Consider the following 18,281-nt stretch of genomic DNA (forward strand, 5'->3'; position numbering starts at 1 on the left):
CGCTCAGTCCCGGGACCCCAGGGGGTACTGAAGGAGATCCCCGAGATACCCCTGGTCCTCCACAGGCGCCACAAATCGGAAGCCAAAACGTTCATAATAATCATGCAAAACCGGGTTGTCCCGGGCGCAGTCCAGGCGGAGATAGTCCTGCCCCCGCTCCGCGGCCAGGGCCAGGCAGCGCCTGAGCAGCTCCGTGCCCGCTCCGGAGAAGTGGAGGCTGGCCGCCAGATTATGCACATAGAGCGCTTTCCCGCCATAGCCGGTCCAGCGCGGGTCCTCCTCCAACACCACGGCCCCCGCGGCCAGAGCGCCGCACTCCGTCCACAGGGCGTAGAGCTGTCCCTCTTCAGCGCACTGCCGGAAATAGTCCAAGGGATACCGCCTGAGGTAGCCGGGGTGGTTCCACTGCTGGATGCCCCGCTCATCCATCCAGGCGATCCGCTGCCGGATCAGGTCAAAGACCTGCTCCGCCTCCCCAGCTGCTGCCCTGCGGAAGGTCCCGAATCCATCTCTCATAGGATATCCGCCCCCACCGCCCGCTCCACGGCGGTCTTCACATTGGCCATCCCGATCCCCAGGGAGCCCTCTTTGCCCGGGATCAGGATGATAGCGGGGGTGAGGGCGTCCTTATAGCGCTGAAGCTCACTCTGGAGCTGGACCGCCAGCTGCTCCGTGAGGTAGAGGATGGCACAGTTCTCTTTCGCCAGACGATGGATGATCTCTCTGGCCTCGTCCGCGCTCTGGGCAGGACAGACCTCCAGCCCCAGGGCCTTGAAGCCCAGCACGCTGTCTCGGTCGCCCACCACCGCGATCTTATACATGCTCCTCTCCCCCTTATACATAGGTGGCCCGCAGGCGGCTGCGGATGGTCTCCCCATCCAGGCCGGCCATGCGTCCCGCCATGATGATGCGCACAGCGGTGATCTCCGCCTCCCGGGCGTAGAGATAGCCGATCACCGTCTCCTCCCCGAAGGGGACCCGGCTGGCCGAGGCCAGATATCCCGTGACCGCATTATCACACAGGCGCTCAAATTCGGTGAGAGGACCAGAATCCGGCTGGGTCCGGGCCGCCCCCAGCGCCGCCGCCTGGGCCAGGGGGCCGCTACGGAAGCGCTCTGCCAGTTCCTCCGGTCTCGCTCCGGCCAGGGCGCGCTCCGATACGTTCCCACCGGGGAGCAGGATCTGGTTCAAAAACTCGCTGCCCTTGCCCATCCGGGCTGCCCGGACAGCGGCGCGCAGATTAGCGGCGTCCACCGACAGGCGGACATAGCCCTGCAGGAAAGCGCTGCCGCATGCCCGTGCCAGGCTCTCCATCTCCTGAAAGCAGGCCCGGTCCAGCACCAGGTCGGCCTGCTGAGGATCTCCGGTGGCGGCCAGCACCTCCCTGGCCCGGAGCACCGCCTGGCGGAACACCTCGCCCCAGTCCCGAAGGTCATCTCGAAGGAAATCCTCCCGCAGCCGCTGGGGATCGTACCGCCCGCCCTGGGAGAGCAGACGCGCCTCGTCCAGCCCCATGGCCTGGGCCTTGATCAGCACCTTGGCGTTGTGGTAGTCGTATTTCAGCTGAAAGACCTCCACCAGCCGCCGGTCAGGCACCGAGTCCGTCATGTCCCGGAAGGTGTTCCGCCGGGCATCGGCCAGCAGCTCTTCCAGCGCCGCCGAGGTCAGCTGGGTCAGCTCGCCGTACCCGCACTCGCTGAGCACCTTGGCTGCTTCGCCGCTGTCCTTGGCGTCGATCATCCGCTCCATCCGTTCCCGGGTCAGCATGCGGTTTTCCATCGCGTGGATGCGGGTGGAGACGGCTAAATAATCCGTATCTCGTTTCTGGGACAAAATACCACCCCTTTCGGGTCAGAGCAGAGCGCCGCGCGTATCTCTGCGGGCAGTCTTTGCTTCCTGCGGGATCTGGCAATGGGCACCCGGGCCCTCCGTCCCCCCGCTCCGCTCCTCACTCTTCACTTTTGAAACAGGATCTCCGCCACCGGCTTTTCCAGCTGCTCCCGCTGGGCACGCACCATGGCCTCAAAGGCGCAGTTGACCTCCACCGGGCCGTCCACCATGATGAAGCCGCCCCGGATGGGCCTCGTCTCCTCGGACAGGGTCAAAAGCCCGGTGCCGGTGATCTGCGCCGCAGCGCTGTTGACCACCTTGCCCAGGAAGGCCCCCACCTTGGAGTCGGTGATGGCGTCGGGCAGCTCCGGGGCCACCTGCTTCACCAGAGCGTCGTTGGCCGCCATCACCACCGCCTTGCCGATGCGCGTCCGGTCCTTGGGGGAGAAGATCAGCTGCTCCCGGCCGGTGGAGGACGCCTGCACCGCCAGGCGGGCCAGCAGCTGGATGTACTGCTCCTCCGGCAGCGAGCACATCTCCTCCAGAGCCTGGCGGAACGCCTCGTCCAGCACCTCCTGCTTGGCAGCCAGGGACATCTTCCGCCCCTCCATCTGAGCGGCAGAGATCAGGCGGGCCTTCCGCTCCTCCGCGGACCGGCGGCCCCGGGCGAGCAGCTCGCCCTTCTCCTTCTCCGCCTGGGCCCTGGCCTGGGCCAGCAGTTCTTCCGCCTGGGCCTGGGCCTTGTCCCGAATGGCCTGGATCTCCGCGTCCGCGTCGGCGCTGATCCTGGCCGTGATCTTTTCAAGTCCGTCCATAGCTGTTCCTTTCCGGCGCTCAGGCGCTGATGTTGATGATCATCAGCATGGAGGCCAGCAGGGAGAGGATGGCGTAGAACTCCACAGTGATGCACAGCACCATGCCCTTGGACCAGTCATCCGGCTTTTTGGCCAGAATGTTGATGGAGCCGGCGGCCACACGGCCCTGGGCGATGGCGGAGAACAGGCCGCCCAGCGCCATAGGCAGGCAGGCCACGAAATACTGCATCCCCTGGGCGATGGTCAGCTGAGGCAGGGTCCCAGACAGCAGGCCCATACGGAAGATGGCGAAGAACCAGACTACCAGGCCGTACAGGCCCTGGGTGCCGGGGATGACCTGAAGGATCATCACCTTGCCGAACTTGGAGGGATCCTCACACAGCAGGCCGGTGCCCGCCTCGCCGGCCAGGCCGGTGCCCTTTGCGCTGCCGATGCCGCTGAGTACAGCCGCCAGTCCAGCCCCCAGCAGGGCCAGGGCCAGCCCGCCGATGCTACCCAGGAAAGTCATGCTCTGTCCATACTCTACCACTTGTGACATATCCATTTTTGTATCCTCCTCAAATCATTGTTCTTTGATATCCACATACCGGGTGTTCACCGCCATAGGCCGGAAAGGCTTTCCGCCATCCTGATAGAACTTTCCAAAATACTCCAGGCACTGCAGACGCAGGTCATGCACATAGCAGCCCAGCAGATTCAAGGCAAAGTTCAAGGCATTGCCTGCCAAGGAGATGATGAAAAAGATCACCAGGTTGCCCGGGATCGCGCCCAGAGTATTGAACACCTGGGCGATGACGCTGCCTGCCAGCATCAGGGCCATGAGACGAGAATAGGAGAGGATGTCCCCAAAGTACCCGGTCACATGGTTATACAGGGAGCCGAACACGGCGGTCACCTTACCGAAGCCCTTGGCGTTCCAGCCCGAGCCCACCAGCACCATGACGCCGCCCAGGATGATGACCACGTTGGTCACCCCCAGCACTGCCAGGGCCAGACCGGCAAAGACGATCCACCAGGTCAGCTCCTCCCATACCGCATCCAGAATCTGCCCCTCCCTGATCTTTTTGATGAAGCTGATGGCCATGCCCGTGACGATTTGAATCAAACCCAGGGCCATGGCCCCCACCAGGATCATCAGGGTGTCATCCAGGGGGGTGAACAGGGGCGGCCAGAACCAGACGAAGGTGCTCTCCGGATTCAGGATCTTCAGCACCTGAGGGATCATGTCACCGAAAAAGCCTCCCGTGACCGCCCCCATCAAAAAGGTACTGACGCCGCACAGTCCCAGCAGACCGAAGAAGTGGCTCATGGTGCCCTTGGGTCTCATCCGGCGCAGGACCACCACCGAGGCCAGCATCATCAGCAGGCCATAGCCCATGTCCGCCATCATGATGCCGTAAAACAGGATAAAGAAGGGGGCCATCAGGGGGTTTGGGTCCACGCTTCCGTAGGCAGGCAGGGAATACATCTCCGTGACCATGTTCAGCGGCCGGGTGAGCCAGTTGTTTTTCAGCTGCACCGGCACCTGGGGATATTCCTCCGGCTCTGGGTCCCGGACCTCCCAGGCACAGGGGTAGTCGGACAGGGCCTGCCGCAGCTGGTCCCAGCGCTCCTCCGGCACCCAGCCCTCCAGGAAGAAGGCCACCTGGGTCTCCACCAGGCGGCTCTTGCCCTCCTCACGGTCGATCTCCACCGAGGCTCGGTCCACCGCCCGCTTCAGCGCCTCCCGCTGGCCGGCCTGGGCGGCGATCCGCCGCTCCTGCTCCGCCCTGCGCTGAGACAGCTCCTCCATCTCCTGCTCCAGCCGGCGGTCGTTGTCTGCCGCCGTGCCTGTCAGATCCCGGAACACTGCCCGGGACCAGCCGTGCTCCTTCAGCTTCTCCAGCACCTCGTCCAAGGCGGAGCGGTGGCAGATCAGCAGCAGATACTGGTTTTCCCGGTCTGCGCTGGCCAGCGTCAACTGGGCCAGCTCACTCACTGCCTGCACCTCCCCCGCCAGCTGGGGGAAGGGGGTCTCCGCCGATACCGTGCCGAACTGCACCTCCACCTCCCGGGTGGAGGCCGTGTCAAGGGGGAGCTCCAGGGGGATCCACGGTGCCAGGGAGGCCCGCTGGGCAGCCCGCTTGTCCCGCTCCGCCTTCAGCGCCGCCAGCTCCCGCTCCCCATCATTGATGGCTCTGGCGGTCTCCAGGGCGCTTCGGTACGCCTGCTCCTCAAAAAACTGCTGGGGGGAGACCACCGGCCTGGGGCTCAGGAGGCCCCCCTTCACCTTTGCGTAGCGCTTGAGCACCTCCAGGGCGTGCTGGGCTGCGTTTTTCTCCTCCCGGGCGGCGGAGAGCGCCCCGCTGTCCGGGCTCTTCAGCCCGGCCCACTCCGGATCGCTCCAGTCCACCGACGGCTCTTCGATCTCCAAGCAGCCCATCCCCTGAAGCAGCCGCAGCAGGGCCTCCCGGTCCGACTGCATGGCCGCCAGGCGCAGATGCTTCATTTTGACGATCGCCATCAGCCCTTCACTACCCCTTCCACGATGCGCTTCGCCGCCTGATCCAGACGGGTCCGGGCGTTCTGCTTCAGCGCCTGGCAGCGCTGCTCCGCCTCCGCCAGGATGGTCTTCGTCTCCTCCGCGGCGTCCGCCTCCGCCCGGGCCAGCATCTGCCGGGTCTCAGCCCCCGCCTGGCGGCGGGCCTCCTCCAGCAGCTCTTCAGCTGCCTTCCGGGCCTCAGCCACGGTCCGCCGGCTCTCCGCCGCGGCCGCCTCCCGGCGCTCCTGGCTCTCCTGCTCTGCGCCGGCTACCTTTTGAATGGAGTCCATTTCCATATTCTCACCACCCGCTTCCCCCATCTCAACGCAGCGGACCTGCTGTGGGGGTATCTGCTCCAATACTATGTGAATTTGTCCAAAAAAGCAAGGGGAATTTTCCTTTTTTTCTTATTTCCCTCCCATTTCATTCTTCTTTCACCTCTCATTTTTTCCAAAAAGGTGGATATATTGTATGCCTTTTTCCCGTTCCACCCCTTTTTCAGGACTTTTTGTACAATTTCCACCTTCTGTCCAGTTTTTCTGCCTTCCGGGGCCGGCCTCCCCTTCGGCGGCGGGGGCCCAGCGGCGCTTTCCTCCTTGCCAACCGGGAATCGGACGGATATAATCGAAGACAGTAGAGCAGAACATTCTGAAAGGAGCGCTGTCCATGTCCCGCCTTCATTTTGAAGAGGCCCGCACAGAGGAGCAGTTCGCCGCCCTGTCCCTGATCCACGCCCTGGGCTGGCGGACCACCTACGCCGGCGCCATCCCCGCCGACTTCATGGCCCGGGAGATCACCGATGACCGCTGGGTCCCCACATTCCGGGAAAATCTGAAAACAAATCGCAATCAACTCCTTCTATTATACGATGAGGATATTCCCGTCTGCTGTGCCACCTTCGGCCCCGCCCGGATCGATGCAGGTCTCCAAGCAGGTACGGTGTGCAAGTTCAACTCCCGAGGATATGAGGGCTGGGGAGAGATCATCTCCTTTTATACCCACCCAGACCATAAAAGGAAGGGCTATGGCACCAAGCTCATGGAGGAAGTCCTCCGCCGCCTGAGCGGCCAGGGCTATCTTCAGGTCTTTCTCTTTGTCCTGCGGGAGAATGAAAACGCCCGCCGCTTCTACGAAAAAATGGGGTTTGCCTGGGACGGGACCCACGAGGACATCCCCTTCCCGCCGGACACCATCTGCGTGGACCTGCGCTACACCCGTTCCCTGCCATGATGCCGCCCCACATCGGTAAAACAGGAGGTGAGAGCTCTGTGCGGCAGTCCAATGACGGTATGCTGGGCGCCATGCCGGTGCCCCGTTTGGTGGTGACTATGTCCCTGCCCATCATGCTGTCCATGCTCATCAGTGCCGTCTACAATCTGGTGGACAGCGTCTATGTGGCCCAGTACAGCGACGAGGCCTTTCTGGCCCTCTCTTACGCCTACCCCATCCAGATGCTGCTGGTGGCCTTCTGCTCTGGCATCGGGGTGGGCTTCAGCGCCATTTTCTCCCGCCGGCTGGGGGAGGGAGACCAGGAACAGGCTGCTTCTGCGGTCTGTCACGGGTTTTTCCTTTATGGACTCTGCTGGCTCCTCTTCCTTCTTTTCGCCCTGACAGGGGCCGCCCCCTTCCTGCGCCTCTCCACAGAGGACCCCTCCGTCGCCCGGCAGGGGGCCCAGTACCTGCTGATCTGCTGCGGACTGTCCATCGGCACCTGCATGCAGTTTTTGACGGAGCGCATTCTTCAGGCCATGGGCCGCCCCGCCGGCTTCATGATCGTGCAGGGCTCGGGTGCCATCCTCAACCTGATCCTGGACCCTATCTTCATCTTCGTCCTGGACCTTGGAGTTGCGGGGGCCGCGGCAGCCACGGTCATCGGTCAGATCTCCGGCGCGTTGATCGGCTTCTGGCTGGTGTACCGCCTCCGGCGCCAGCTCCCCATCCGCCTGCGGGGCTTCCGCCCCCGGGGGGAAATGCTGGCTGAGATGGGCCGCGTCGCCGCCCCCGCCGTGGTGATGCAGTCGCTGAGCAGCTTCATGTCCCTGGGGCTGAACCAGCTGCTGACCCGGTGGTCCGAGTCCGCGGTCTTTGTACTGGGCGCCTACTTCAAGCTCCAGACCTTTATCTTCATGCCCATATTCGGCATCAGCAGCGGCCTGATCCCTATTTTGAGCTATAACTACGGGTCCGGGGCACTCCGGCGCGTGTCAGCCTCTGTCCGTTTTGGCCAGCAGTTCACCGCCGTCCTCTCCCTGTCCGGGGCCCTGCTGCTCTCCCTGCTGGCCTCCCCCCTGCTCCGCTCCGCCTTCCGGGCGAGCCCCGAGGCCCTGGCCATGGGGGCCCCCGCTCTGCGGATCATCGCCCTCTCCTTTTTCTTCGCCGGGACCAGCATTATCTTCTGCTCCGCCTTTCAATCCCTGGGCCGCAGCCGCTGGTCTCTTCTGGTGGCCCTGCTGCGCCAGATCCTGCTCCTGCTCCCCGCCGCTGCCCTTCTGCTGGCCCTGAAGCCGGCCCTGGTCTGGGCCGCCTTTCCCCTCTCGGAGCTGATCTCCTGCTTTGCCGCCGCACTCCTCTACCGCCGCACAATTCAAAAACAGCTCCTCTGAACGGCGCTCTCTGCGATCTCAATTTCCCCGTTAACATGTCACATATTAACAATGGAACAGATAAGTGATGGTCTAAGAGTCTTTGTCCGTTTTATCCACGGGGCAGGATACAGATCGGCCAGTTGGATCTCACACCTGGCAGGCGGCGAGGGCAGACGGGGCTGTCAGCGGTGAGCGCAGCCCCATTTACTTGCCGTGCTGACTGGCTCAGGCAGGTCCGCTGTTTACTGGGCTCTTTTGAGTTTAAGCTCCTGGGAAATGCCAGACAAACTCATTCCTATTGCAACCAAGGCAAGCAAATATTCTTTCAAATATGCTGATCGAGCCGACGCCCGCATAACACCTTAGCTGCTATGCGCTTCAAGAACAGTCTGCTTTCTGATATTCCCTTCAGTAATCAGTTCACTCACTTTTTTCTATTTCCTCCGTTTCTTGCTTCTGTCTTTCAAGGATCGTGTCTGGTATTTCTCGATACCGTCTGAGCAGATAGTCCCTTTCTTTTGTATGCCATTTGCAGGCTGTGATCAGTACCCCAACTGCAAAGATCAATATCGCTATTCCAATGCTATTCCGGTATCCAGTCAACTCAAGAATGAAATAACTGATAAACGAAGAGAACATAGCAGCCACCAGATAGATACAGATAACATACTTTTGCAGCTTTCTTTCCGGAAGTGAAATGAAAAAGCTATCCCACTCGTCAGAGTTAAATCGGAGCTGTCTGCCTTTGATCCAAAACAGCAGCAGAAACCCTCCTAACGAAAATCCCTTGCATAAAAGCGCTTTCATGCCTGAAATCAAGACAATTCCAAAAATCCACATCATAAATGATCGTTCCTGTTAATATCCATATTTCTTTTGGTATCTGCCAAACATAATAAGAGATAGGCAGATCGCCGCAAACTCCGCAGCGGGTGTCGCAAACCACACACCTGTTACGCCGAAAAGTGCGGGAAGTATCAGCATAGCGATCACCATGAATACAAAGGAGCGTGAAAAAGCAAGCACCGCTGAGATCAGCCCGTTGGATAACGCCGTAAACATTCCGCTGGCAAAAACATTAAAGCCGATAAAGATAAGGGCAAAGGAACAGATACGGTTTCCTGTAACCGCCAAATCATATACTGGGTTATCTGGGCGGGCGAACACCGAGACAAGCGGCTCTGTAACGACCAGCGAAGCGATGAGGGTCACAGCAGCGATCACGCTGATGATCTTCAAGCTCATACGTATCAGCTTTTTTAATTTTCCATGATTTTGTTCGCCATAGTAAAAACTGATCATAGGCGCGACTCCGTAGGAATAGCCGGTATAGAGAGAAGTGGCGAACATCAGCACATACATAATGATGGTAATGGCTGCTACGCCGTTTTCCCCTACATATTTCAGCATTGTCCAGTTAAACATCATAGTAACGATACCTGTCACTAAGGCGGTCGCCATTTCCGAACTGCCATTTGTGGCAGCTTCCCACAAAGTTTTCCTCCGGCATACCGGCTTTACAAAATGAAGCAGGCTGTTTTTCTTGGAAAACAGCACAATTCCCACTACCGCCGTAACAGAATACCCCAAGCCGGTGGCAATCGCCGCCCCCGCAATCCCCATATCAAGTACAGCGATCAAAACATAGTCAAGGACCATATTCAACACGCCGCCTGTAATGGAGCAGACCATAGAAAGATCTGACTTCCCGGCGGCGATCATATAAAGGGTAAAGTTATTCATCAGCAGGATAGGGATTGTGAAAATCAAATAGCGGCTCAAATAATCGTGGCAGTGATCAAATACAACCGGCGAAAGGTTCATGCTTCCAAAGATGCCGTCCATGACAAGATAACCTAAAACGGACATGACAAGCCCTACGATCACATTCACAACAATTAGAAATGTGAAGTCCTCATTTGCTTCCCTTGCTTTTTGCTCTCCTACCTTTCTCATAATGACAGCGCTTCCACCCGTAGCAAGCATGGTAGAGATGGCAGTTACCAGTGAAATAATCGGGGCGGTCAAATTGACTGCGGACAGTGCATCTGTACCAATCAGATTGGATACAAACAGACCGTCCACCATGGTATAAAAGGACATGAATACCGTCATAACGATAGTCGGGACAGCAAATCTCAAAACATTTTTTAATGTTACCGGGCGGCTGTATGCGTTCTCGCTCAGCATAAATAAAGATCCTCCTTGTTTTTTCTCTGAACATTTTATATAATAAACCGTACAGTAACAGTACAGTCAAGGGGGATCTTCAAAAATGCTGAAAGAAAAAGCTGCACTGTTTACCATAGGGCAGTTTGCGGCGCTCCATGAAATCAACAAAAAAACTTTGATGTGGTATGATGAGATCGGTCTGCTGAAACCTGCCTGTATTAAGGAAAACGGCTATCGGTATTACAGCTACCAGCAGAGTGCGGCACTGGAAACCATTTTAATGCTGCGGGAGTTAAATGTATCTCTTGATGAAATCAAACAATTTATGGAAAACCGTACCATTGATAACTTCGCTTCTCTTTTGCAAGAAAAAATCACAGAATTAAATCAAACCATTTCCCATTTGAGATCTATCCAAAAAATTCTGATCAACCAGCAGCAGGATATGGATATGCTGCGCTCTTTGGATATTGCAGAAATCAGCCTTGTGGAAAAGCAGAGCCGCTATTTGGTGGCTGTTGATATGGCTGAAAACTTATCATTTGAACAAGAAATTGAACGGGTCATTGCCGAAACAAAAAAACACCAACTTCGCCGTCTGCATGACGCTTCCTATGGTGCCATGCTTCCAGTGGAGCATTTATATCAAGGAAAATTCAGCGAGTATAGTGCCATATATATTGAAATGCCTTTTCCTGTTTCCAAAAGAGGACTGCATCTGCAGCCTGCCGGAACATACCTAAGGGCTTTTTGTAAGGGAAATTGGGAAAAGCTTCCCGAAAGATACAAAGAAATCCTTGCCTACGCAAAAAAGCAAGGGACAACTCTGTGTGGCTATGCTTATGAAACGGGGATCAATGAGTTGGTTATTGATAGTATAGACGATTATATCACTCAAATTGAAATTCCCATTAAGCCGGAATAGTGGGAGGCTGTCTGTCAAATCCTTATGTGCTGCTTTACCGCACATGAGCATTGACAAAAGAAATATCTTCCAAAAGGACAATGAAACGTCGTCTGCCAGGAGAAGCCTCCTTTGACAGCCGGCATTTCTTGTATTCCGGCTCTATCTGTGCCCAATGCAGCACAAAAAGAGGGACTATCGGCTTTTCACCGATAGTCCCTCTTTAAATTTCCACATTTCACTTGCTGACCACACAGTATAGGCGTCTCCTGACACTTTTCTACGGAGGCGTCAAAGCACACCGCAGCCTTACTTTTCCTCAGGCCGCTCTTACATCATTTTGACGGTGTAATACACCAGCAGAGCGAAGAGCCAGGCCACCAGCACATAAATCAGATAGTAGCCCACATTTCCGCCCATCACTGCGGCGGCGGCTACCGCCACCACATTGACGGCCAGGGTCAGGAAGATCAGGGAGTATCCAGCCTCTGCGGGAAGGACACGGACCTCACGGCCCGCCAGGCTCCACACGCCGCCGTTCTTCCTGGCCTGGAGCAGCATCACCAGCCCCAGCACCATCAGGATGGCCACGATGGCCAGGAACACGTACGTAGTCAGCCGGGAGGAGGAGGGGTCCACTGTGCTGTCCTTGTGGCGCAGCATCCACAGGAGCATGGTGCCCAGACCGGTATAGAAGGCGGAGTAAAAGAACTCCCGCTGATACAGGTAGTACACCAGCGCCAGGGCGGCCCAGGCAGGCACCAGCAGGAACAGCATGCGGACGCCGGCGTCCTTAAAACAGATCGTGATATGGGCGATGGCCGTCACCGCGCTGAAAGCGGCCACCAGGACCAGGGGCATGGTGCCGGTGCGCCCCTCCCGGGAGAAGCGCAGGAAGCACCACACTGCGGAGGCCGCCAGGGCTATCAGCGCCACGATGCGCACCGCCTTCAGGCCCGCGTCAAAGGCGTAGACCATATTGATGGACTCCACCGTGGAGTAGTAGTTGATATAGTATTTATTGACCAGCATCAAAAGCAGCTCCATCAGGATGGCCGCCCCGACCCAGAGCAAGCCCCGGTTCAGTGCGATATCCTCCTGACGGCGCCGCTCTTCTCTCTGATTCTTGTCCATTGCGATGATTCTCTCCTTACTTGCAGCAGGGGCGCCCTTGGGCGGCAACCCTGAGATTCTCGTTTTCAGTCAGCCCGCATCCCGTTCCGTCTGCCTCCCGGCGGGGGGATAAAACAGACTGGATGGGAAAAGAATATCCAGTCGAGTTATTATTTTACCAGACCGGCACAAATATTGCAAGCTAAAAAAGGATTTTTCCGGCAAAAACGGGCGAAAACCTGAAAACAGGGCACCCCCTCGCGGCCCGGGACCGGGCCATGAGGGGGGCTGCATCGCTTTGACGCCTGTTCAGGCGTTGCCTCCAAATTCGTTGAAGAAGCGGTCGTGGATGGCCTGGACCGCCCGGTCTGCGTCCCGCTCATTCACCAGGACAGAGACCTTGATCTCGCTGGTGGAGATCATGTTGATGTTCACGCTGGCACCGTAGAGGGCCTCAAACATCTTGGCGGCCACACCGGGGTTGTTTACCATCCCGGCCCCCACGATGGAGACCTTGGCCACCTGCTCATTCACTTCGATCTCCCGGAAGCCGATGGCCTCCCTGTGCTCTTCCAGCAGCGCCTTGGCCCGTTCAGTGTCGCCCCGGGCCACGGTGAAGCTGATATCCTTGCTGCTGTCCCGTCCAATGGACTGGAGGATGATGTCTACGTTGATCCGGTTCTTTGCCAAGAGAGAGAAGATCTTAAAGGCGATCCCGGGCTCGTCGGCCAGGCCCACCAAGGCCAGCCGGGCCACATTTTTATCTTTCGCCACACCGCTGACGTGGGATTTTTCCATGTTTTTTACGACCTCCTTAACTTTCGTACCCGGATTCCCGGTGAAGCTGGAGAGAACCTCCAGATTGACGTTGTATCGCTTGGCCATTTCCACCGAGCGGTTGTGCAGCACCTGCGCCCCCAGGCTGGCCAGTTCCAGCATCTCGTCATAGGTGATCTCTTCCAGCTTTCTCGCTCCGGTGACCGAGCGGGGATCGGCGGTGTACACGCCGTCCACATCGGTGTAGATCTGACACAGATCTGCATGGAGGGAGGCGGCCAGAGCCACCGCCGAGGTGTCGGAGCCGCCCCGTCCCAGGGTAGTGATGTCATCATACTTATTGATGCCCTGGAAGCCGGCCACCAGGACGATCTTCCGGGCGTCCAGCTCAGTCTGTATGCGGTCGGTGCGGATGCGCTTGATCCGGGCACTGCCGTAAGCGGAGTTGGTGAGCATCCCCGCCTGCCAGCCAGTGAGAGAGATCACAGGATACCCCAGAGCTTCGATGGCCATGGCGCACAGGGAGATGGAGATCTGTTCTCCAGTGGCCAGCAGCATGTCCATCTCCCGGCGGGAGGCTCCGGGGTTGATCTCTTCCGCCTTGGCAATCAGGTCATCGGTGGTGTCCCCCTGGGCGGACAGGACCACCACCACGTTGTTTCCTTTGCGATATGTCTCCGTGATGATCCGGGCCACATTCCGGATGCGGGCCGTGTCGGCGACGGAGCTGCCGCCGAATTTTTGTACGATCAATGCCATATATCTGTTTCCCCCTAAAGGTCAATTCTCGATCAGCGCGCAGGACTCTGCACACCATTCTATGCCGGCGGCGTTCCTCACTCCAGCACCCGGATAAGGGAGTGGAGCTCCATCCCCTCCAGCCTGGCCCGGACCTGGGGCTCCGTCATGGGTGCGGTCAGGAAAGCGGTCTCCCCGGCAGGCGCACCTCCCCTTGCCAGGGGGCTGATCTCCCCGAAGGCGGCCCGGACTTTGTCCATGGAGGCCGTCCCCCGGACATACCAGCGGGAGCTGAGGATGTCGGAACTGACCACCAGGTCCCGGGACCCGGGTCCCCAGACCGCACACCGGGCAGTCTTCAGATCCTTGGCGATGTCGATGACATCGGCCACCACGGCGGAAGCCGTGGGCAGCTTGCCCGCCCCCCGGCCATAAAACATCACGTCGCCGATGGCGTTTCCGGTGACGGAAATGGCGTTGAACACGTCCTCCACCCCGGACAGGGGGTTGGAGGCGGGCACCAGATGGGGGGCCACAAAGGCGCAGAGCTTTCCCTCCCCCTCCCGGATGGCCCGGCCCAGCAGCTTGATCTTATAGCCGCAGGAGTCGGCATAGGCCACATCGGCCAGGGTGACGCCCCGGATGCCCTGGGTGGGCACCTGGTCAGGGTAGACGTGCTGCCCGAAGGCCAGGGCTGCCAGGATGCAGATCTTCCGGCAGGCGTCGTGTCCGTCTACGTCGGCGGAGGGGTCCCGCTCCGCGTAACCGTTCTCCTGTGCCTCCTTCAGCGCCTGCTCGAAGGTGAGGCCCGCCTTGATCATCCGGGTAAGGATATAGTTGGTGGTGCCGTTGAGGATGCCGGTGACCTGGCTGAGCTCGTTGGCTGCCAAGCAGGAGGTCAGGGGCCGCAGGATAGGGATGCCCCCGCCCACGCTGGCCTCGAACAGATAGCTGACCCCGTGCTCCCGGGCCAGCTGGAGCAGCTCATAGCCGTGGGTGGCCACCAGCTCCTTATTGGAGGAGACCACGCTCTTGCCCGCTTTCAGCGCCCGGGTGGTAAAGTCCAGCGCCACCGTGGCGCCGCCGATAGTCTCCACTACGATGTCCACCTCGGGGTCGCTCTCGATGACCCCAAAGTCCTTGACGAAGCAGTCCCGGTACGGGCTGTCCGGGAAATCCCGCACATCCAGGATATATTTCAGCCGCACCAGATTCTCCACCCGCTGGTCGATCAGCCCGCCGTTGGTGGTGAGCACCTCTGCCACGCCGGAGCCCACAGTGCCAAAGCCTAAGATCGCAACATTTACCATTCCGTTCACCTCATGAATCTCTTCCACGATAATCTAAAAACACGGCCCGTTATCCGGCCAGGATCTCACAGCGCAGCACGCCGGGGCTGCCCCCCGCGGCGGCCAGCAGCTCCTCCAGGGAGCGCCGCAGGGCGGAGGTCTCCGCCGTGATGGTCACCACCGCACAGCCGTTGACCGGGATGTTCTGATTGATGGTCAGAATATTGATGCCTGTACCGGCGAACACGTTCAACACGCCGGAGAGCACGCCGGGCTCATCCCGCAGTACGGTCTGGAGCGTGACGATCCTGCCGTGGAGCATATCCTGAAAGGGATGCACCGCGTCCTTATACTTATAGAACGCGCTCCGGCTGATGCCCACCTCCCGGGCCGCGCCGTTCACCGTGGTCTTCTCCCCGGTCTCTAACAGGCGCTTGGCCTCCGCCACTTTCCGAATGATCTCCGGCATGGCCTCTGCCTCCACGATAAAGTACTTCGCCCCTCCGCTCAACTGCGTCTCCCTCCAGACTATGCGTCATCCCCGCCCCGTGTCCGTGTTGCAAGGGCATTTGTTCTTGTGTTGTGGTCCATTGTAACACACCCGGCGGACCGCTTCAATGAAATCTTTGACGAAAAATAGAGATTTTCTTCCCGTCCCGCCGAAAATATCCGTCATATTACACAGTCTCCTGCTTTTCAGGCCCTTTTGAGCATAAAAAAACAGCGCCGCACACGCCGGCGCTGTTTTTTTGTTGCCAATCAGCCCTGGGAAATGGCACCCACAGGGCAGGTGTCAGAGCAAGCGCCGCAGTCGATGCAGGCATCCTCGCTGATGACATACTGGGAATCGCCCTGAGAAATCGCACCCACAGGGCAGCCGTCGGCGCAGGAGCCGCAGCTGATGCAGGCATCGCTAATCTTGTAAGCCATGGGAAACACCTCCATAAAAATCTAGTCTCATTTTATCACAAGTTTTGAAAAATGCAATGATAATTTTTTTGAAATTGGAAATACTGAGAGGAAAACCTATCCAGAGGTGATATGTATGCCAGAATGCCGCTTTACCTCCACCGCCTTGGGCGCCCTGCGGCTGGCCCAGGAGAACGCCGCCCGGCTTGGGCACAGCTATGTGGGCAGCGAGCACCTGCTGCTGGGTCTGGCCAGCCAGGAGTACAGCGCCGCCGCCCGGTCCCTTCAGAGCAGCGGGGTGGACAGCCGCTCCCTGCGCTCCGCCATCTCCCAGCTGGTGGGCACCGGCGTGCCCGCCCGGTCCCTCCACCAGGGCCTGACCCCCAAGTGCTGCCTGGCCATCCAGCAGGCAGCGGCCGCCTCCCGCCGCCTGGGGCAGAACACTGTCAGCGCGGAGCACCTGCTGCTGGGTCTGCTCCAGGACCGTGAGTGCGCCGCCTGCCGCCTTATGGCGGAGCAGGGGGCGGATCTGGACCAGCTCTCCCAGGGACTGGCAGCCTTTCTGGGGGGCGAGGAACTCCCCACCCGCTCCGTCCGACCCCGGGAACCGGAGCGCAGCACCGATACCCGCCTGCTGGACCAGTGCGCCCGGGACTTGACCCGGATGGCTGCCGACGGACAGCTGGACCCGGTGATCGGCCGGGAGGAGGAACTGACCCGGGTGATCCAGATCCTGTCCCGGCGGACCAAGAACAACCCCGCCCTCATCGGGGAACCAGGCGTGGGAAAGACTGCCATTGTGGAGGGGCTGGCCCTGGCCATCGCTGATGGCACCGCCCCCTCCCACCTGCTGGGCAGGCGTGTGTGCGCTCTGGACCTATGCGCCATGGTGGCGGGCACCAAGTACCGTGGGGAGTTCGAGGAGAAGCTCAAACACGTGCTGGAGGAGGTCCGCCGGGCAGGCAACATCATCCTCTTCATCGATGAGCTGCACACCATCGTGGGGGCGGGGAGCGCGGAGGGGGCCATCGACGCCGCCAACATCCTGAAGCCCGCTCTGTCCCGTGGGGAGCTCCAGGTGCTGGGGGCCACCACACTGGACGAGTATCAGCGCTATATCGAGAAGGACGCCGCCCTGGAGCGCCGCTTCCAGCCCGTCACGGTCCGGGAGCCCACCCGTGACCAGGCCCTGGCCATCCTCCAGGGCCTTCGGGGCCGATACGAGGGGCACCACCACCTCTCCATCTCCGATGAGGCCCTGGAGGCGGCGGTGGACCTGTCCTGCCGCTATCTGCCCCAGCGCTTTCTCCCGGACAAGGCCATCGACCTGGTGGACGAGGCGGCCAGCCGGGCCCGGCTGGCCGGGCGCTCCCTCCCCCCGGAGCTCCAAGCCCTGGAGCTCCGGGCCGTCCAGACCGGCCGCCAGCTGCGTGAGGCCATCCGGGCCCAGGACTTCGAGCAGGCAGCCATGCTCCGGGACGCGGAGGAGGATTTTCGGGAGGAGCTGAATCACTCCCGCCGGGCCTGGCAGGCCAGCCAGGAGCGGCGCTCGGTGGAGCCCTGCCACATCCGGGAGGTCCTCTCCCAATGGACCGGGGTGCCGGTCACCGATCTGGACGATGGGGACCGCCGGGCCCTTTTGGAGCTGGAGGACCATCTGCGCGGGCAGCTGCTGGGCCAAGATGCCGCAGTGGAACAGGTGGCCCGAGCCATCCGACGGGGACGGCTGGGACTAAAAGACGGCCGCCGGCCCACCGGCTGCTTCCTCCTCCTGGGTCCCAGCGGCGTGGGCAAGACCCAGCTGTGCCGGGCCCTGGCCGCTGTCCTCTTCGGCAGTCAGGACGCCCTGATCCGCTTCGACATGTCGGAGTATATGGAACCCCACTCCGTCTCCCGCCTCATCGGCTCCCCACCGGGCTATGTGGGCCATGAGGACGGCGGACAGCTCACCGAGGCAGTGCGCCGCTCCCCCTGGTCCGTGGTGCTGCTGGACGAGCTGGAGAAGGCCCATCGGGATATCTGGTCCATCCTGCTCCAGGTGATGGAGGAGGGGGTGCTTACCGACAGCCGGGGCCGCAAAACGGATTTCCGCAACACCGTGCTGGTCATGACCTCCAACCTGGGTTCCCAACGCTTCGTGCGGGGACCCGGCCTGGGCTTCTCCCCCGGCCCTGAGGGGGACCGGACCGCCCTGGAGCGGGAGGTGCTGGCCGACGCACGGAAGTCCTTTCCCCCGGAGTTCCTCAACCGTCTGGACGCCGCCCTTGTCTTCCACCCACTGGACCACACTTCCTTGGTCTCCATCACCCGGCAGCTGCTGGACCAGGCGGGGGCTCGCCTGGCGGAGCTGGGCGTCTCTCTGTCTGCGGAGGAGGGTGCGGTGGAACTGCTGGCCCGCAGCGGCGGGGACCGGGAGTACGGCGCCCGCCCTCTGCGCCGCGCGGTCTCCTCCCTGGTGGAGGACCCCGCCGCAGACCTGGTGCTGCGGGGTGCCCTGGTACCCGGAGACACGCTCCAGGTCTCCGTCTCCCAAGGCAAGGTCACAGTTCGCCCAGTTTCCCCGAAATGAACGGAAATATTGCACAATTTTCTCTTTCCTTTCCTTTTCTTTTGTGGTATAATGCCCAT

At 60.1% G+C, this 18,281-nt stretch carries 18 protein-coding genes; 4 read left to right on the plus strand and 14 right to left on the minus strand.

What is annotated here, in order from left to right; genetic code table 11:
* Positions 1-3: 3 nt before the first annotated feature.
* The 7 genes from L9O85_RS12740 to L9O85_RS12770 form a co-directional block, all read right to left on the minus strand.
* Positions 4-516: a GNAT family N-acetyltransferase gene (locus L9O85_RS12740; RefSeq protein ID WP_108980534.1), complete on the minus strand. Its 513-nt coding sequence runs from the start codon at positions 514-516 to the stop codon at positions 4-6.
* Positions 513-821, minus strand: coding sequence for a V-type ATP synthase subunit F (locus L9O85_RS12745; RefSeq protein ID WP_050623427.1), 309 nt, complete (start codon positions 819-821; stop codon positions 513-515). The genes L9O85_RS12740 and L9O85_RS12745 overlap by 4 nt, the downstream gene beginning before the upstream one ends.
* A 13-nt stretch (positions 822-834) precedes the next feature.
* On the minus strand, positions 835-1,833 hold the full coding sequence (locus L9O85_RS12750) for a V-type ATPase subunit (protein ID WP_301578826.1): 999 nt from the start codon (positions 1,831-1,833) through the stop codon (positions 835-837).
* A 122-nt stretch (positions 1,834-1,955) separates the two neighbouring features.
* On the minus strand, positions 1,956-2,645 hold the full coding sequence (locus L9O85_RS12755; RefSeq protein ID WP_050623425.1) for a V-type ATP synthase subunit E: 690 nt from the start codon (positions 2,643-2,645) through the stop codon (positions 1,956-1,958).
* Between the two features lie 19 nt (positions 2,646-2,664).
* Positions 2,665-3,189 carry a V-type ATP synthase subunit K gene (locus L9O85_RS12760; RefSeq protein ID WP_413464689.1) on the minus strand — a complete coding sequence of 175 codons (525 nt, stop codon included), beginning with the start codon at positions 3,187-3,189 and terminating at the stop codon, positions 2,665-2,667.
* An 18-nt stretch (positions 3,190-3,207) separates the two neighbouring features.
* The gene (locus tag L9O85_RS12765; protein WP_108980532.1) at positions 3,208-5,148 is read right to left on the minus strand and encodes a V-type ATP synthase subunit I; all 1,941 of its coding nucleotides are present in this window, start codon (positions 5,146-5,148) and stop codon (positions 3,208-3,210) included.
* Entirely contained in the window at positions 5,148-5,456 is a 309-nt protein-coding gene (locus tag L9O85_RS12770; RefSeq protein ID WP_133248297.1) for a hypothetical protein, read from the minus strand. The genes L9O85_RS12765 and L9O85_RS12770 overlap by 1 nt, the downstream gene beginning before the upstream one ends.
* Positions 5,457-5,832: 376 nt before the next feature.
* Between L9O85_RS12770 and L9O85_RS12775 the strand changes: the two genes are divergently transcribed.
* Together L9O85_RS12775 and L9O85_RS12780 are read left to right on the plus strand one after the other, a co-directional pair.
* A complete protein-coding gene (locus L9O85_RS12775; protein ID WP_050623422.1) occupies positions 5,833-6,396 on the plus strand; it encodes a GNAT family N-acetyltransferase in 564 nt (187 codons plus the stop codon).
* A 38-nt stretch (positions 6,397-6,434) separates the two neighbouring features.
* A complete protein-coding gene (locus tag L9O85_RS12780; protein WP_157954711.1) occupies positions 6,435-7,769 on the plus strand; it encodes an MATE family efflux transporter in 1,335 nt (444 codons plus the stop codon).
* A 402-nt stretch (positions 7,770-8,171) separates the two neighbouring features.
* Here the strand turns inward: L9O85_RS12780 and L9O85_RS12785 are convergent, their stop codons facing one another.
* Positions 8,172-8,594: an MFS transporter gene (locus tag L9O85_RS12785; protein WP_108980529.1), complete on the minus strand. Its 423-nt coding sequence runs from the start codon at positions 8,592-8,594 to the stop codon at positions 8,172-8,174.
* Between the two features lie 15 nt (positions 8,595-8,609).
* Positions 8,610-9,941, minus strand: a complete 1,332-nt coding sequence (locus L9O85_RS12790; RefSeq protein ID WP_276756487.1) for an MATE family efflux transporter — start codon at positions 9,939-9,941, stop codon at positions 8,610-8,612.
* Between the two features lie 85 nt (positions 9,942-10,026).
* Between L9O85_RS12790 and L9O85_RS12795 the strand changes: the two genes are divergently transcribed.
* Complete coding sequence (locus L9O85_RS12795) at positions 10,027-10,848, plus strand: MerR family transcriptional regulator (protein ID WP_108980528.1); 822 nt, start codon at positions 10,027-10,029, stop codon at positions 10,846-10,848.
* A gap of 309 nt (positions 10,849-11,157) precedes the next feature.
* On the opposite strand, the gene L9O85_RS12800 is transcribed toward L9O85_RS12795, so the two are convergent.
* The 5 genes from L9O85_RS12800 to L9O85_RS12820 form a co-directional block, all read right to left on the minus strand.
* Positions 11,158-11,961: a hypothetical protein gene (locus L9O85_RS12800; RefSeq protein ID WP_050623417.1), complete on the minus strand. Its 804-nt coding sequence runs from the start codon at positions 11,959-11,961 to the stop codon at positions 11,158-11,160.
* A 288-nt stretch (positions 11,962-12,249) separates the two neighbouring features.
* Positions 12,250-13,476, minus strand: coding sequence for an aspartate kinase (locus L9O85_RS12805; RefSeq protein ID WP_301578834.1), 1,227 nt, complete (start codon positions 13,474-13,476; stop codon positions 12,250-12,252).
* A 77-nt stretch (positions 13,477-13,553) separates the two neighbouring features.
* A complete protein-coding gene (locus tag L9O85_RS12810; protein ID WP_276756485.1) occupies positions 13,554-14,765 on the minus strand; it encodes a homoserine dehydrogenase in 1,212 nt (403 codons plus the stop codon).
* Positions 14,766-14,814: 49 nt separating this feature from the next.
* The gene (locus tag L9O85_RS12815) at positions 14,815-15,255 is read right to left on the minus strand and encodes an ACT domain-containing protein (RefSeq protein ID WP_077138704.1); all 441 of its coding nucleotides are present in this window, start codon (positions 15,253-15,255) and stop codon (positions 14,815-14,817) included.
* A 248-nt stretch (positions 15,256-15,503) separates the two neighbouring features.
* On the minus strand, positions 15,504-15,674 hold the full coding sequence (locus L9O85_RS12820) for a DUF362 domain-containing protein (RefSeq protein ID WP_050625401.1): 171 nt from the start codon (positions 15,672-15,674) through the stop codon (positions 15,504-15,506).
* A gap of 115 nt (positions 15,675-15,789) precedes the next feature.
* On the opposite strand from L9O85_RS12820, the gene L9O85_RS12825 reads away from it, so the two are divergent.
* Positions 15,790-18,222 carry an ATP-dependent Clp protease ATP-binding subunit gene (locus tag L9O85_RS12825; RefSeq protein WP_301578836.1) on the plus strand — a complete coding sequence of 811 codons (2,433 nt, stop codon included), beginning with the start codon at positions 15,790-15,792 and terminating at the stop codon, positions 18,220-18,222.
* The last annotated feature ends 59 nt before the right edge of the window (positions 18,223-18,281 follow it).

This window comes from Lawsonibacter asaccharolyticus, assembly GCF_022453915.1.
In the GTDB taxonomy this organism is placed as follows: domain Bacteria; phylum Bacillota; class Clostridia; order Oscillospirales; family Oscillospiraceae; genus Lawsonibacter; species Lawsonibacter asaccharolyticus.